6 protein-coding genes and 6 pseudogenes are annotated in these 16,046 nt (G+C 59.6%); 8 read left to right on the top strand and 4 right to left on the bottom strand.

Features of this window, described 5'->3' with window-relative positions:
* Together NKJ80_RS30945 and NKJ80_RS31560 are read right to left on the bottom strand one after the other, a co-directional pair.
* The coding region (locus NKJ80_RS30945) for a Ulp1 family isopeptidase (RefSeq protein WP_352498936.1) at window positions 1-4,029 on the bottom strand (4,029 nt) is incomplete at its 3' end.
* A gap of 680 nt (window positions 4,030-4,709) precedes the next feature.
* Window positions 4,710-5,224 (bottom strand): annotated as a pseudogene (locus NKJ80_RS31560) (aldehyde dehydrogenase family protein); the annotation flags it as partial.
* 500 nt (window positions 5,225-5,724) lie between these two features.
* Here NKJ80_RS31560 and NKJ80_RS30935 point away from each other — a divergent pair.
* The 3 genes and pseudogenes from NKJ80_RS30935 to NKJ80_RS30925 form a co-directional block, all read left to right on the top strand.
* A pseudogene (locus NKJ80_RS30935) lies at window positions 5,725-6,079 on the top strand (DDE-type integrase/transposase/recombinase); the annotation flags it as partial.
* Between the two features lie 267 nt (window positions 6,080-6,346).
* Window positions 6,347-6,723, top strand: a pseudogene (locus NKJ80_RS30930) (type IV secretory system conjugative DNA transfer family protein); the annotation flags it as partial.
* Between the two features lie 641 nt (window positions 6,724-7,364).
* Window positions 7,365-9,899 (top strand): two-component system VirA-like sensor kinase, encoded by a 2,535-nt coding sequence (locus NKJ80_RS30925; protein ID WP_352498934.1) that lies wholly within the window; start codon window positions 7,365-7,367, stop codon window positions 9,897-9,899.
* Between the two features lie 194 nt (window positions 9,900-10,093).
* On the opposite strand, the gene hemN is transcribed toward NKJ80_RS30925, so the two are convergent.
* A complete protein-coding gene (hemN, locus tag NKJ80_RS30920; protein WP_352498933.1) occupies window positions 10,094-11,458 on the bottom strand; it encodes an oxygen-independent coproporphyrinogen III oxidase in 1,365 nt (454 codons plus the stop codon).
* A gap of 993 nt (window positions 11,459-12,451) precedes the next feature.
* Between hemN and NKJ80_RS30915 the strand changes: the two genes are divergently transcribed.
* The 5 genes and pseudogenes from NKJ80_RS30915 (at window position 12,452) to NKJ80_RS30895 (ending at window position 15,813) form a co-directional block, all read left to right on the top strand.
* Window positions 12,452-13,594, top strand: coding sequence for a porin (locus tag NKJ80_RS30915; RefSeq protein WP_352498932.1), 1,143 nt, complete (start codon window positions 12,452-12,454; stop codon window positions 13,592-13,594).
* A gap of 18 nt (window positions 13,595-13,612) precedes the next feature.
* Window positions 13,613-13,924, top strand: a pseudogene (locus NKJ80_RS30910) (hypothetical protein); the annotation flags it as partial.
* Window positions 13,906-14,457: pseudogene (locus NKJ80_RS30905) on the top strand (thiamine phosphate synthase). The pseudogenes NKJ80_RS30910 and NKJ80_RS30905, both read left to right, overlap by 19 nt.
* Window positions 14,458-14,593: 136 nt before the next feature.
* A complete protein-coding gene (locus tag NKJ80_RS30900; RefSeq protein WP_352498931.1) occupies window positions 14,594-14,842 on the top strand; it encodes a bifunctional hydroxymethylpyrimidine kinase/phosphomethylpyrimidine kinase in 249 nt (82 codons plus the stop codon).
* A gap of 476 nt (window positions 14,843-15,318) precedes the next feature.
* Window positions 15,319-15,813 carry a MaoC family dehydratase gene (locus tag NKJ80_RS30895; protein ID WP_031196195.1) on the top strand — a complete coding sequence of 165 codons (495 nt, stop codon included), beginning with the start codon at window positions 15,319-15,321 and terminating at the stop codon, window positions 15,811-15,813.
* A 31-nt stretch (window positions 15,814-15,844) separates the two neighbouring features.
* Here the strand turns inward: NKJ80_RS30895 and NKJ80_RS30890 are convergent.
* Window positions 15,845-16,046, bottom strand: a pseudogene (locus NKJ80_RS30890) (hypothetical protein); the annotation flags it as partial.

The following is a 16,046-nucleotide window of genomic DNA, read 5'->3' as shown; positions in this document are numbered from 1 at the left end:
ACCCGGCTGCAGCACCGAGGCACCCAGCATCGACCCACTGCCTCCGGCGTAGGGCGCCGCGGCGTGTTCTTGTCCGCTCCCTTGCATGAGTTGCGCCTCCCATGGCGATGGTAGAAGGTCCGCGTGCGGAATCGAGTCGAAATATCCCGACAAATCAGCGTCGACCATCTGCTTTTGCGACCGAGCCAGCGTTTCGGCCACCGCGGCCTCGCCAACCGCGGAGGGCGTCTCCTCAGCCCTGGCGAACGCTGGCCCGGCAGGCGCCGCCGGCACAGAACGAGCATGGTCACGCAACTCGAACGGTGCGGGGGGATTCAGATCAACCACTGACGAATCGCGCGCCGTTGAGTGACCCGGCTGCAGCACCGAGGCACCCAGCATCGACCCACTGCCTCCGGCGTAGGGCGCCGCGGCGTGTTCTTGTCCGCTCCCTTGCGTCATGAGTTGCGCCTCCCATGGCGATCGTAGAAGGTCCGCGTGCGGAATCGAGTCGAAATATCCCGACAAATCAGCGTCGACCTTCTGCTTTTGCAACCGAGCCCACCTTTCGGCCACCGCGGCCTCGCCAACCGCGGAGGGCGTCTCCCCAGCCCTGGCGAACGCTGGCCCGGCAGGCGCCGCCGGCACAGAACGAGCAGGGTCACGCAACTCGGACGGTGAGGGGGGATTCAGATCAACCACTGACGAATCCGGCGCATGATGATGGCGCGCCGTTGAGTGATCCGGCTGCAGCACCGAGGCACCCAGCATCGACCCACTGCCTCCGGCGTAGGGCGCCGCGGCGTGTTCTTGTCCGCTCCCTTGCACCATGAGTTGCGCCTCCCATGGCGATGTATCCACTTGAGGGCCGGGATCATGCACTGGTTCGTCCATTTGCTTTTGCAACCGAGCCCACCTTTCGGCCACCGCGGCCTCGCCAACCGCGGAGGGCGTCTCCTCAGCCCTGGCGAACGCTGGCCCGGCAGGCGCCGCCGGCACAGAACGAGCATGGTCACGCAACTCGAACGGTGCGAGGGGATTCAGATCAACCACTGACGAATCCGGCGCATCATGATGGCGCGCCCTTGAGTGACCCGGCTGCAGCACCGAGGCACCCAGCATCGACCCACTGCCTCCGGTATGCGGTGCCAGGTGCTCGTCCCCCAGCATCATGGGCTGCGCCTCCCAGGGCAATGCACCCACTTGATGGGTGGGGGCCTGCATCAGCACGCGAGCGCCTGAATTGCCGATCTCGCTCAGCTGCTTAGCTTTCCCAGGGAGCTTCTCTGGCCGACCCAATGCCTTCTGCGGCCCGCTGTGCTGCGCAGCGGCGTCCCCAATGGCACGAGCCTCCATGCCGACTGCGTCTTCCGGACGAGCAGCAAGGGCAATTTCGCGCCCGAGTGCGGCGTACGGCGGGAACTTCCGGAGATGAGCTAGTGCACTGATCCACCGGTTACCACTGGAGTCCAAATAACGCCTGGCATCTTCATCCAGCGACCCCTCGTAAAGCCGAGCCGCAATCCCCGGCCTGTTGTTTTCATGCAGGTATTGACTGAAACGTCTAAGAGTAGCCGCATAGTCCTGAGTGGTTTTGGGATTCGGCCCGGTCGCAGGCTCTGCCTCGTACTTTTTGATGAGAGCCGCTTTGTAATCTCTGATGAGCTCGGCGTCGACAGGGTCGGGATTCAGGGCAGCGCGGCCCACCATTGGCGCTCCGCCCGCCGACTCTTTGAGACGACCCAGTGCTCTAGCCACGTTCGAGGAGCCACTCTCGCGCTGGTACTCCTTGAGATCCTGATCCAGCAACGGATCGTCAAGCCGAGCAGCAAATCCCGGCTTGTTATTATCAAAGAGCCAACGACCAAAGCCGAGAAGAGAATTTACATGGTCCGTGACCGTGCGCTCCCCGACCTTACCGGCATAGAGTGCTGACCGCAGCCCTTCGACAACGGTCGCATCGTTGGAATAAAGAGGACGCTTGTCGCGACCGGAGACCACTACTGGAGGATCTGGCTGCACCGCCGCCGGCATAGAACGAGCATGGTCACGCAACTCGAACGGTGCGGGGGGATTCAGATCAACCACTGACGAATCCGGCGCATGATGATGGCGTGTTTCCCCGGGAACAACGTCCCGTACGAACACCGAGTCTGGGTTGCCTTGGTCCGGCGCGACTGGAGCCAGGGCTCTGTCGTGCAACGCTCGCGCTGACTGGCCGAGCCGCTTGATCCGCTGGTGAAACGTCCCAACGGGGCTTTCCTTAACCGCGTCTCGCGCCTGTCGGTCCATGAGTTCAAAGTTCGTGAGATAATTTGCCGTTCCAGATGTATCGTCACCCATGAGTCGGGTTTGTAGTGCCTGCCGATTGACGACGAGGTTGTTGAGGTTCAGGTCTGGCAGGTCTGGCTGCCATCTTTGCAATCGCCCAACCAGCGCCCGCGTGCCGTCCACCACGTAGACTCCGCAATCCCACTCGTTGCTCTGCTGGGCGATGCGGGGTAAGTCCACGCGGGTCTCCAGGCTGGCGCCCAGCCTTTCTGCGAGGTGTTTTGCAAGCTTGTCATGCCATCCGCTGACGGAGTCATAATGATAGGCAACCGGCCGTTCCCGGTCGCTGCGATCAACGAACAGCAGCGACCAATGTTTGCCGCGCTCCGCAAGAGTCTTACCGCCATCGCTCACTGGCACGAACAGGAAGTCGGCTGTGTCGTTACCGTTCTGATTATGGACGATGCGCTGGAATGCGCTTAGCTTGTCGCTCTCGGAGCCCAAGCGCAGATGATAATTGGCTACGAGGGGATCCACGAACCGCGTCCGGGCGGCGAGTTCTGGATTGTTCCCCTGCAACTCCTGCTCCAGGAGCTGGTAATCCCTGTGGATATGTTCGTCGCCTAGCAATTGCAATGCGCCGAGCACCCGCCCGCTGGGGTCGCCGAAAACACCAAAAAACCCTTCGACCGCGGGGGACATCCCCTCAGGAAAGAGCTCTGGCGAGGCGGAATTCCCCGCCCGCAAGCTGGGCGGAGCGAATTCCGGTGGCCTCAGTGGCACCTCCTCGCTTGGTAGCAGGTTGCTCCTGTCCTGTGCAGCGATCCGCTCGTCCGGCGCGCGCTGGTCGCCGTCGCGCCAGATCAGGGGACGAAAGGACTCTGCGGGATCCGAGGCTTGGTGATGGTGCCCAGTTGGTACGAAAGACGACAGAACAGCGGCGTCTTCATTAGCTTCCCCAGGGAGCTTCTCTGGCCGACCCAATGCCTTCTGCGGCCCGCGGTGCTGCGCAGCGGCGTCCCCAATGGCACGAGCCTCCATGCCGACTGCGTCTTCCGGACGAGCAGCAAGGGCAATTTCGCGCCCGAGTGCGGCGGACGGCAGGAATTTCCGGAGTTGAGCTAGTGCAATCATCCTCCGGTCACCACTGGAGTCCTTATAGCGCTTGGCATCTTCATCCAGCGACTCCTCGTGAAGCCGAGCCGCAATCCCCGGCTTGTTGTTTTCAACCAGGTATTCACTGAAACGTCTAAGAGTAGCTCCATAGTCGTGAATGGTTTGGCGATTCGGCCCGGTCGCAGGCGCTCCCTTGTACTCTTTGATGAGAGCCGCTTTGTACTCTTTGATGAGCACGGCGTCGGCAGGGTCGGGATTCAGGACAGCGCGGCCCACCATTGGCACTCCGCCCGCCGACTCTCTGAGACGACGCAGTGCCACAGCCACAGTCGAGGAGCCACCACTGCTCTCGTACTCCTTGAGATCTTCATCCAGCGACTCCTCGTGAAGCCGAGCAGCAAATCCCGGCTTGTTATTTTTAAAGAGCCAACGACCAAAGCCGTAAAGAGAATTTACATGGCGCTTGACCGTTTCCTCCTTGGCCTTACCCGCGTAGAGTGACCTCAGCCCTTCGACAACGGTCGCATCGTTGGAATAAAGAGGACGCTTGCAGCCGCGACCGTCGGAGACCACTACTGGAGGATCTGGCTGCACCGCTGCCGGTACGGGGGAACGAGCATGGTCACGCAACTCGAACGGTGCGGAAGGATTCAGATCACCCACTGACGAATCCGGCGCATGATGATGGCGCGCCGTTGAGTGACCCGGCTGCAGCACCGAGGCACCTAGCATCGACCCACTGCCTCCGGCGTACGGCGCCGCGGCGTGTTCTTGTCCGCTCCCTTGCATCATGGGCTGCGCTTCCCATGGGGCCGCGCCTTCGATGAGGCTCAGGTCTCCCTGAGACGGATGAGGATGGAAAGGGTCTGGCAGAGCCGGAACGCCGGGGGCGGGAATTTGGGCAGCGGCTTGGCGCGCCTCGCCCGAGCGCTGCTCAAAGCCCTCTTGCCCGGCCTGTGCCGCTTGCTCTTGAGATGCCGGGGGCTGCACCTGCCGCCAACCTGTTACATTGGATAGGTCAAATTTGTGCCGGTTCACGCTAGCCTCACGTCCACAGATCAGCTGAGCAACCTACTCGGGCATACTTACGAGAAGCTGACGAGGTCTGCGGTCCCGGAGCGGGTAGGCCTAATTTTCTGCGCGCCGATTGCGCTGGCGCGACGTAGCCCGGCCTTTTGCCAGCTCGGCAGCTACGGCTCGCAAAGAGCGTCGTAAGGCTTGCGGAGCCGCCCCTCAGCTCCCGTCGAGGAGCAATCCACAATTCACATATTTGGAGATGGCTCGCTGGTTTACCGGTCTGCGAGCCCCTGCAAGCCCATGCTTCAGATGCCGCCCGTGCAAAGTTATTTCATTTCAAGGTAGTCCTCGAGGCAATGGCGGGAACCCTCCCGCCCGATGCCGGACTGCTTCACTCGGCCGAAAGGCGCGGCTTCCGACGACATGCGTCCCGTGTTCATACCACTATGCCATATTCCAAGGCCTCGGCGACACGCCAAACACGCTTCCGTTTGAGGCACAAATATGGGGGAAGGCCGTAGATCGTGTCGTTGGCCTCATGCACGACCTATCCGCATCGTCGAAGCAACCACAGGCGCCAGCCGCCCGAATGTCTCTTTCTTGCGCGATGGTCATCTCGCTGGAGACAGGACCGATAGTTCGACGTGCCATTCGCGCGATGCGTTTGCCCCCGCATCGAATTCTGCGGCCTTTCGCGACGGCATGGGATTCGATTTTGGCCAGAGCCTGCCTGTCGATCAGCGCACCGATCGCCACTCCGGAGCAAAGCCCTCGCCAACGATAAGTGGCGGACTTTCTCCACGAACTCTCGACAAACACCTTCGTGAACGCCTGACTGGACGGGGGTAGCCATGCCGAACAGGTCGCATAACCACGCCATCGTTCGGCGACTGCAGCCGCGAAGCGTCTCGAACACATCGGCTCGATGCGGTTGCGTCCAGAATGCATCAGCGAGCGGCGGGAGTCTTCGCTATATTCGCCCCCGACATCCCGAAGTCCACCAGCTTGCCTGCCAAAAAGAGGTGTTGCATGAATAAACCCGCTTTCGTCGCCGTCAGCCGCGTGCCCAGGAAGGACGACATAGCAAGAATGCGAGATGATCATCGTATTCAGCGGCAGCGTGCCGGCGAGCTTGGGTTTTCGGCAAGCCAAATAGCGCGATGCAGAAGGATGGTGAGGATTTCGCGTCCGCCACTGCGATGCATAGAGCCACCCTTCGCAACCGACCAGCGCAACAAAGCTCGTTATGCGGCGCGTAGGTTCGTAGACGCTTATCCAGTATCGAGATAACAAGGCCGCTGCGCAGGAACGAACTCTGAGAGCGCACCCTGCGAGAGGTTGCGCTTGCTGACGCGGCTGTGGAAGAAGCAGGGGCTCGCGCCGAAGCGCATGATCACCGACTAGCTTCGCTCGTATGGAGCGGCAAAGCGACAGATGGTGCCGGACGTCGAGCACCGGTCGCACAAGGAGTTGAACAACAGAGCGGAGAATTCCCATGTGCCGCCGCGAAAACGGGAGCGGATGATGCAGGGGTCCGATCGCCGGGAGGCCTGCAACGCTTCGTCTCGACCTTGTCAGCCCTCCGCAACCTCTTCGTCCCCCGCCCCAAACGTTCTGCTCTCGCCTTGTTCATCGCTTGCAAGCCATCGCCGAATGGAAGGCCGTGACTGGAACGCCCGCAACGATGGATTGCTAACGGCGAACTCATGCTGGTCGGCAAGGCGATACTGGCTGGAGCATCAACTCGGCCGACGAGAGTGGCCACACCATCCTAGACAGGATCGGCCGATATGCCCGGCATCGCCGCTCTGCAAAAAGCACAGCGGGCATCCAGACGTTGCCGGGTTGACTATGGGTGTCCGAACCGCGAAAAGAGGCCGCTCTTTATGAGTGGCGTGCGCTGGCAGTCTAACCCCAAGCCCCCCGCCCGGGCTGCCGGCGCGCTTCTAGGAACATCGAGGTAGATGACGAGACTCCGAACTACATTTCCAAAGCTATCGGCGGATGCACATTTCAAGCCCAATCGATTTCCTACAGCCAGGCGCGAACGTTCGATTGGAACGTTCAGAATTCACATCAAGGTGCACCGCTGTTGCGTCCCGAACAGGTGCGGCTGCTCAATGACGAGTACGAAATCGTTCTCATCAAGGTCTGCCACCATTAAAATTGAGGAAGGTGCGATATTTTTCGGATCGCATTCTGAAACGCATCTTTGAAAGCCAGACAGGCGCCCTCCCGGAGCCGGCGCCCTTGACGGGAGCAGAGGAGGCGCTCTCCGCAGAATCTCAACTCGATGACCCGCTGTGTGAATTGGCGCAGGACTTTGACGATACAGTTTGATGTGAGGCTAGTATGAACCCGCGAAATAGTAATCCATCCCGTGTAACAGCTTTGTCGCAGGTGCAGGACGCCGGCTTGGAAGACGGGCAAGCGGTCCAGGCCCGGCGAGTGGGCTTTGAGCAGCACGTGTCCGAGGCGCTCCGGCCGCTGTTCGATGGTCGAGCTGACGAGCCGCCTACCGGTCCAGAGGAGCTTCTGCGACTGGAACAAGGGTTTCGCGAGGTGCTTCAGCGAGGGCAGGATCATCAAGCCGCCTCGTCTTTTTTCAGCGATCCAAGGATGCCCGCTGGACGGGATGACCCCAAGGGAAGCGTGTCGGACGCTTTCGCAGCAGCCGGCTCTAGGCACGCCGGAGTCGAGGCCGCCGCCCCGCCAGTGTTAGCTGCCAGCCAACAGCAGATCCGGCCCTCGCCAGTTGCGTTTGACCGGCCGGTATCATCCTCGGCTGCTGCAGGCGTGCGCTTGTATGCCCCTTCGATGATCTCTCGGAAGACCAGTTCCGAAAACTGCGATCAGTTGCCCGCCTTGTGCTGCCGCCTCGCCGTCGAGGTCGAAACGCCCGCGAATCAATGGAAGGTCAGCGGGCCATGGGGGCAGAGTACGACGGCGTCTACACCGCCTATTTGAGGGGAGAGGTACACTTGGCTTTCCTGTTCCAGCAGCATCCGGCCGCACACCGAGGCGATGGGGAGCTAGAATTCAAATCGGACCTTCGCAAGGCACGCACCGCGGATCAAACGCCGTTCGTTTGGGAAAAATGGCTCAGTACCGACAAAGCTTCTGTAATGGCCCTAGTGGCCTCGGTCGCGCTCTTGGTCGCGATACAGTGGCAAGACCCCCAGATCAACGAGGCGGTCCTAAGCGAACTGCGGACGATTCAGATCAACTACGCATTGCTCCAGCGAGACGTCGCCCGCGCCGACATGGTATTGGACTTCCGTTCCGTTGCTTCTACCGGGCAAGCATTAAAAAGGAACCTTCAAAACTACCAACGCCTTGTTGAGATTTCGCCCAATGAGAGCTCCGGGGTGCACTCCAGGTTGGTTGCACAGCTCAAAAATTCCCTCGAAAACACAGAAGCTGCCATCTCGGCCTCGGCCGCGCAAAATGAGCTTCTGCAAAGCTCTCTCGTACGCTTTGCTCGCTCGGCTAATCGCCTTCGGGGGGGAGTGTCGAACAGGCCTGAATTTTCCAATCTGATCCTTCAATTTTCGGCCAGACCGGGATTCAGCCTCGCATTACAAATCGAACAGTCTCTCCGCCGACTTCCTCCTAGCCAGGACCAAGTCACGGAGGATGTTGCCCGCGAGGGCCGCGCTATCCTGTCCTCAATGTTGAGGTTGGACCGCGCTGTCAATCGGATCCCATCCTTCGACACGTTCGCCAAGGCTGCCGAATTGGAGCGAGAACATCTGAAAGCCTACAGCTTCGCCAGCGCGCAAGCGCAGCGTACACGGCTTTTCTTTGGCTTGGTGTCCATATGCCTCTGCTTGTTTGCGACCATTCGAGCCTCCACGCTGCATGTGCGGACGAACCGGTTGGAAAGGCGGTTAGAGCTTGAAGCGGCGATGAGTGAGATCGAAGCTTGTTTCATCGACAGTCAAGCAACGAAGGCTTCGCGGCGCTTCTCCACCGAAGCAGCGCTTAGACTCATTCAATGCGTTTTCGATGCGGATCAATGCGCGCTTGCTCTGGTGGATCCGAGTATCAGCAGGAATACCGAGTACTTTGTCGCGAACAAGCGCATGCGCGTCTGGAACGCCACGCTAATCCATGAAGTCGTCTCACTTGTACACCCGGAACAGCCAGTGTTTCGCGTCGTTCCGGCGTCGGAAGTGTTTCGGACTGCCGTAGGCACTACCGGTGTTTGTCAAATTGTTGGTTGCCGGGCCTCCGATCAGCAGGCTGCGGTTTGTATCCTTGTTTTTGAAGGAGATCGCTCACCACCCTCCACAGACGACCTCCTGGTTCTGGCGAGCGCTACTGTGCGTTTAGGCAACCATCTTGAAATGCAACGTGTACACACGGAACGTAACCTTTTTGAGAGTCGATGGGAGCATGCGGAAAGGCTGACGGCTGTCGGCACAATCGCAAGCGGCGTTACACATGAATTCAATAATGTTCTAGGAGCAATAGTCGGCTACGCAGAGATGGCTAAAGGTCTTGTGCGTCGCCCCTCGAGAATTCGGGGCCACATCGGCCAAATTATCTTGGCCAGCAGCCGAGCCAAACTGATTATTGATCAAATTTTGTCACTAAGCCGAAATCGGAAGCGCGTGACGATGCCTTTCGACCTCTCGGAGAGTGTAATGGATCTCGCGCCATTGCTGCGGGTTACACTTCGTGCGGATGTTCAGTTGAACTTCAAGATCAACGAGTGGCAAACGGTGATCGAGGGCAGCCCGACCGAGATACAGCAGATCCTTATGAATCTATGCAAGAACGCGTCGGAGGCTCTCTTGAATGAGGGCCGTGTCGAGATTAGCGTTTCTCGCGCTCACGTCTGTCAAACGAAGCCCGTGGCTAAGGGCACCTTGAAACCGGGAGATTACGTTCTCCTTTCCATCAGCGACGATGGCCAAGGAATCGCAAGTTCGGTGCTTCCGCATATCTTTGAGCCCTTTTTTACCACGCGCTCTCGCGTCGGCGGGACCGGACTGGGTCTTGCTGCAGTGGACCGCCATGTGAGCGCGCTCGCAGGATGCCTTGACGTCACCTCGGCTGTTGGCCGAGGTACACGCTTCGATCTCTACTTACCGGCCTGCGCTGAGGAGCAGGTCAGAGCTGATAGCGCTTTCGGCCCATGCGATGGATCACTTGGCAACGGAGAAATCATTGCAGTCGTTGACCCCGATCCAGCAGCGTTGGAGATCTACAAGGATAAGATCGCCGCGCTGGGTTATAAGCCGGTCGGCTTCGCGACCTTCGAGAGTCTTTGCGACTGGATCGAGAGCGGGAAGGCAGCCGACCTCCTAATTTTCGATAAAGCGACTTTCCTCGGGCCAGGACAGCCCGAAGCCGTACGTACCACCCTGATGACGGTGCCCATCATCGTCGTTGGTGGAAGCGACCCCATGCCGATCACATCTAGTAATCAGACCTTCGTCCTTTGGCTAGCCAAACCGGTCTCGTCCAGGACGATGGAGCATGCAATTCGTAGGATGTTAATGGCATGATGCCGCCGACGCGCTCAGGATACCGAGCTATCGAGGCAGTCGGAGGCGGAGCCGGCTGGGATCCAGCAAATACAAGAGCGTCGGACGATCTCTGCGCACCCGGCTCATGGCGAGTTCCCCTCGAACACTGTCGTCGGCTTCCGCTCAAGGAAGGCTCCCCGACCACGGCAAACCTGCCGCCGTGCTCGTGACCGTCAAGGACAAGTCGCCGCGCGATGGGGTCTGCGGGCCTCCATCCTTGTAAGGCCATCCCTAAAAGCATCGAATGCGGCAGCAACAGCGCGAATCCCAAAGCGATGCTCCCGCCGTACGCGGACAAGACCGTTTTCGAAGTCCACTATTCCGTCCTTGGCCAGCATCGCCAAACGCTCATCTGAACCGCGAAGACGGATCGGATCAGATCCGTGGGCGACACAGATTGCCGGCACGTCAGCCTCGAAATCGCACATTAATCGCTCGATGATTGCGGCTCGCACGCGGTCGTCGTCTGTGAGGCGATGGCCCTTCGATGTCGCCAGTCGGCCAACTGCGATGTGCTGGATGTAGATATCCCGTGTAACTTCGTTTTGAACGTACCCCTGGCCGATGCGGCCGATAGCCGACGCGCCGAAACCGATCAGGGTTCTGCAGGTATCGGCAGAGTAGCCCAACGAGTTACGTCGCAGGCGACCGGTTTCCTGTGCCAGCGCGAGCTCGTCGTGCGGCAAGGCGAAATGGTCGAGCCCGATCTCCCGGTAGCCGGCGGCAACCAGCGTCACGGCGACAGCCGCATGCTGTTCAGCGCGGGCAGCGCTGTGGGGAAGAAATTCCGCCTCGATGAGGCGCTGATTCTTTATTTGGGATGGGATATGCGAGTAGCCGAACAAGGCAAGCCGGTCGGGGCGCATGGCGACCGCCGCCCTCACTGTTTCGACGCACGACTCCACCGTTTGACGCGGCAGGCCGTAGATGAGGTCGAAGTTGATGCGGCTTACTCCATGCCGGCGCAGCACTTCCACGGCAGCCGACGTCTGGGCCTCGCTCTGGATTCGGTTGATCGCTTTTTGAACAATGGGATCGAAGCTCTGTACGCCCAGGCTCGCGCGGTTCACGCCGGCCGCTCCCAAGCCTTCCGCCATCTCGGGCGTGAGTGTGCGTGGATCGATCTCGATGGCGACCGTAGCTGTTTTCGAGATGGCGAAGCGGCATCGCAGGAACTCCATCAGAGCGAGGAACTCGGCTGGTCCGATGAGAGACGGCGTTCCGCCGCCGAAATGTATGTCGCTCACGGGCAACGTCTTCGGCACTCGCTCCGAAACCAGACGGATCTCGTCACGCAGCGCCGCCAGATAGTTGAGGATGGGCGCATCACGGCGGGTGATGGTGGTTGGGAAGCCGCAATACCAGCAGGCTGATCGGCAGAACGGAACGTGCAGATAGAGTGACACCGGATCATCAGCCGGCAGGTTCCTGAGCCATTCCTCATAAGCCTCGGCGCCGACCGCCCCAGAGAACTCCGACACAGCCGGATAGATAGTGTACCAAGGCAGCCGGGCCTCTCGAAATTTCGTGGTCTGCAAAGGCACAATCCCATACTGATAACAACCAACCCTACCCACCGCGCCCGCCTGGGTCCTTGCGCTATGTCAGTCCGTTCCGTTTGGGCTCGAATCTAAGCAATGGGCGCCGTTCAGTCTTAGGCCGGACAGCGATGGTCTGAGCACCTGGTCACCGACTGATGATGGTGATCCGTCAGACCCTCACGCGCCCCTTTTGTTCGACTATCCCATCCCTTCCCTTCACCTGCGCCTCGGAGATTCTACTGAGCGCAGCTGCCACAATGGGCGAGACATACGGGCTTGGGACCAGATTTTGCTCGCCAGATAGTGCCGGCCCCTTAGTGAACTCTGCCATGTCGATGAGCTCGTTGTTTGAATTGCTGGCAAGATGCATTAGCTGTGGCACGCCGCTTTCAGGACGAGAACCTGCTCGGCGCGACAGTCCTGTCCGCCGCAATGCCAAGGCAGGCGCCCTACTGGCTTTGATGCAAGGCTGCAGCGCGTAGTTGTCGACCATCAGCTCGCCAAAATGACGGCGTCGTGCCGAGCGGTCCCGCCGCATGATGCCTCAACGTCGGGCTCACCACAAACAATGCTCTACTGTCGCGAAGCGAACAGTCGAACCGTAGCCGAAACGTTTTCCGTTCGTGCTTGGGTGGATCCGCAAGGCAAAAACAAGGAAGTGCGAACCAAGGTCCGCCCGCACAATTGAGCTTCAAGCCGCAGCTGGTCGTCAGGCTGGCACGTCATTTGCGGTCGAATGCAGGACCGTTTGTGACGCCTACCTCTACCAGCTGAGTTGACTGTGATGATTGTACAAAACTTTGCACACCTCCATTTTGGCGATAATTACGTTATCGGCAGCTAAAACCAAATATTATACAAAAATGACCAGAGTACATTCTAGTCCTTCCTTCAGGGCTTAGCTGACGGCCAAGCACAACTGCGCGCGTTTCAAAGTTGTTCACAGAATCACTCGTGTCCATCACTTTATTATTAAAGCGGAGATCGACAATGACCATTAGGAGCCTCCTCCTCGGCTCAACTGCGGCACTGATTGCCGTTTCCAACGCTCGCGCCGTCACCACCGCCGCCGAGCCTGACCCGACTGAGTACGTCAAGATCTGCAACGTCTACGGCTCGGGCTACGTCTACATTTCAGGCACCGAGACCTGCCTGCGAATCGGCGGCTCTGTCCGTTACAACGTCGGATTGTTTGAGCACTCAAGAACCTCGGATGTGAGGACTGGTGAGCATCAGGGCGCGTGGCAAAACAACACACGCTTCACATTGAAAACCTGGACCGGCCAGGAGACCGAACGCGGGACGTTGAAGACCTACACCGAAACCCGCGTGAACTTCGGCAGCCACCAGACATCGGTTTCGGACAGTTCTCGGTCCTATGCCTTAAACGGAGGCAGCAGCCTGGCTATCGCCTGGATTCAGCTTGGTGGCCTGCGAGTTGGTAAGGACCGGTCAGCTTTCGACATGTTTATTGGCTGCGCGGGTGATGTACTGAACCAGACGCCGGCTCCGTACGGCGCTTTCGATACCAATGTGGTTCAGTACTACTTGGACGCAGGGAACGGTTTTTCGGCCGTGGTTTCGCTGGAACAAGGCTCGGACGTGGTCGGCACAATCGACAGCTACGCTCCCCACGTAGTAGGCGGCTTGAAATACGCACATGGCTGGGGAGCGATCACCGGCGTTGCAGCTTATGATAGCGACTACGAATCGGTGGCCGCCAAGGTCCGTGTCGACATCAATGTCACCAACGAACTGTTGCTATCCGGAATGCTCGGCTACGGTTCCCATGGCCAGCTCAGCTACGGCTCGACGAATTCGGTAGACGCTCATGGTCGCGGTTTCTATAAACCTTGGGGCGGGAACTGGGCTTTCTGGGCTGGCGCCGCTTACGAGGTCAACGAGACAACTTCGTTCAACCTTCAGCTCTCGGGTGATCAGCTCAAGAACTATGGTGTCGCTGCGAACGTCGCCTATGCGCTTCTTCCAGATTTCACAGTTACGGCTGAACTCGACTATGGCCGCTACGGAGGCTCCGCCGTCGGAAAGGTGAAAGCTTCCGAAGTGAACTGGACCAATGCCAACAAGAAGAGCAGTGTCGGCGGTATCCTGCGTTTCGAACGCTCATTCTAATGCGATGAAGCGTTGAGCTCCGAGGTCCAGTTGATGCGCGGACATTCCCCCTACATCCCGTTGATTGTGGATGCACGGCTCGGACGGCCGTCGTACGCGGCGACCGTCATGGAGCTCGGGTTTGACGCCGTGCTCCTGAACACGGCGGTCCCGAGGGTGGCCGATCCGGTCGGCATGGCGCGTGCGTTCGGCAAAGCGGTCGATGCCGGTCGTGAAGCTTTCAGCTCGGGAATGCTCGAACCGCGCTACCCACCGACGATCGGCAGGGCCGTCTTCTCAGGAAGTCGTGGACGTGCCGGCTCGATTGACGGCTGGTGCCGCTCGGCGTGAGTCTGGTGCAGCTCCGGATAAAGGATATGGACGAGAAAGGACTGCAGACGGAAATCCGCCGCGCGAACGACGCCTGCGCGGTTCCATGTTGCCAAGTGAGCGTCAACGACAATTGGCGCACGGCAATCGAGGAAGGCTGCGACTTCGTCCATCTTGGCCAAAAGGATTTGGCTGCCGCCGATGCTGACGATGAAATACGCCGGACGGATTGAAGCTCGGCCTTTCGATCCACGATCACACCGAACTGGAAACGGCGCCAGTGGCCGAGCCGGAGTATGTGGCGCTCGGCCCAGTCTATCCAACGAGCCTCAAGAAGATAAATGGGTGTCGCAAGGGCTCGAGCGGATCAGCGAGTGGAAGCACCAGGTCGCGCCGATCCCACTGGTCTCCATCGGCGGCCCCAACCTGACCGGCTCGAAGGCGTTTTTCGAGGCTGGCGCGGAAAGCGCAGCCGTGGTCACCGACTTTGCGCGGAACGACGCCCCAGAAGCGCGCACGCGAGAATGGATCGAAAGACAGAGCAATGGCGCTGAGGCGAGAACCGCATGTGCTCGTTGTTGTCGGGTCAGGCTCCAGCGGTGGGGGCTGGAATTGCCCGCGACATCGAGACGATCGCTTCCATTGGCGTCCGAACCTGCCTTGCTGTCAGCGCGCTGACGGTGCAAACCCATGAACACGCCTGGAATCCAAGTTACGCAACCCCGTCTGGTGGCGGATCAAATGCGCGCTACGCTTCAGCCTAACAGAGTGGCCGCCACGAAGATCGGCATGCTCGCAACGGCTGAGATCGATCGTCGCTGCGGTTGCCGCTGTGCTGCGCGAATATCCGCGCAAACCGACAATCCAGATCCGGTGCTGGCTTCCACGTCAGGCCGAGCGGTTCTTTTGAAGCAAGCGCCATCCCGCATCATGAAGTAGCATCTGATGCCGCTTTGCCGTGTCGACACTCAATGTCATTGAACTGGCGCTTCTTGCCGGCTCAGTGCTACCGGTGAATGAGGCCGGCGCGCTTCAACAAGGACCACAAGCCACCCCCTCTGCTGGACTCCTCCAAATTCGAAACACGGATGGTTCCTATCCAGACAATTGATTTTATCAATGTGCGACAATACCGCATAGCGGCGCCGGCGGAATGATCACCGGTAGCAAGACGAGCTGCTTTCGGTGGCCTGTAGGACGCGCACCGCGACCGAGGTACAAGCCAGCCCGTCTGCGGCCATGTTCGGATCGGCCGCATCGGTGCGCCGAATGAGATTGCCGGCCGAACGTTCTGTTCTGCAGCCGTGACGGCAGTCATCTCACTGGCGCCATCCTGCCGATGGATGGCCGCAGTCGGTGCAGCATGGGCTGACACTGTTCACGGAATGAAGCCGCTCGCGCTTCGGACGGTTGAAATGGAGGACATTAGCTTGGAACCGATCAGTCTCGACGAGCTTCTGGCCAGCGTCGGCAAGGAAGTCGGCGTCTCGCCATGGCGCGAGGTCACACAGACCATGATCAACCAGTTCGCCGAGGCCACCGATGACCACCAGTTCATCCACTGCGATCCGGAGCGCGCCAAGCGCGAGACGCCGTTCGGCGGCACCATCGCACATGGCTTCCTGTCGCTTTCGCTTTTGTCGACGATGACTTTCGAGACCATGCGGCCGCTCGAAAACTGCAAGATGGGTGTCAACTATGGCTTCGAATCGCTGCGCTTCTTGGCACCGGTGAAAACCGGTTCGCGCATCCGCACCCGTTTCGTACTGGCCGACGTCAAGGTCAGGCCGTCGGGCTGGGTGCAGACGGCGCTGGGCGTGACGATTGAGATCGAGGGCTCGAAAAAGCCGGCGCTGACCGCGCGCTGGTTGACGCTGACGCTGATCAAACGCCAGCCGGAGGCGGCCTGAATTGCTCAACGAACGTCAGCAGAGACGATCTTCAGGTGCCGGGGCGATGTAGGCGACCAGTGCGCACCGATCGGCAACGTGGCCACGGGGGTCGGCTAGAGATGTTTAGTCCCAAGGTTTGATGGGTTGGATCGAGCCTGAATCGTTCGGCTCTTTTGTCCAGATTTTGCAGATGTATTCAAAGGGCGTGAGGCCCTTGAGGGTCTTCAGTCGACGGCCGAAATTATAGGCTA

It is taken from the genome of Mesorhizobium sp. M0030 (assembly GCF_040323695.1).
GTDB lineage: Bacteria > Pseudomonadota > Alphaproteobacteria > Rhizobiales > Rhizobiaceae > Mesorhizobium.
Note: the sequence above shows the minus strand (reverse complement) of the source record. Positions and strands in the feature narration are given on the sequence as shown.